Origin of the sequence: Myroides sp. LoEW2-1 (genome assembly GCF_009767705.1) — a bacterium.
GTDB classification, from domain to species: domain Bacteria; phylum Bacteroidota; class Bacteroidia; order Flavobacteriales; family Flavobacteriaceae; genus Flavobacterium; species Flavobacterium album_A.
The window spans coordinates 1-423 of the sequence record NZ_WSPP01000062.1; the positions used below are offsets into that span (position 1 = coordinate 1).

1 protein-coding gene is annotated in these 423 nt (G+C 38.1%); it reads left to right on the plus strand.

What is annotated here, in order from left to right:
* On the plus strand, nt 1–423 hold a 423-nt coding region (locus GOQ24_RS04650; protein ID WP_160339208.1), incomplete at both ends, for an IS66 family transposase.

Here is a 423-nt window from a genome sequence, read left to right on the forward strand (position 1 = left end):
TCCCACACGTAGTGGTAGCGCTGCACTACCTGTATTAGAAAACTTCAAAGGATATCTGCAAACCGATGGTTATAGCGGATACAAAGCCTATGGAGCTAAGTCTGGTGTAGTTCATCTGGGCTGTTGGGCACACGCTCGTCGTGAGTTTGAAAGAGCTCTTGACAATGATAAGACAAAAGCACAGCATGTACTTGTAGAAATACAAAAACTATATGCTGTAGAAAGAAAAGCAAAAGAACAAAACTTAACCCCAGAGCAAATTAAAGAACTTCGATTAGAACAAAGCTTACCAATCATCAATGAACTGGGTAAATATATGTTTGTTCAAATGAAACTCGTACTTCCTAAAAGTCAAATAGGTAAAGCTTTTGCTTACTCACAAACTAGATGGGATAATCTTAGTGCGTACTTATATGATGGAAA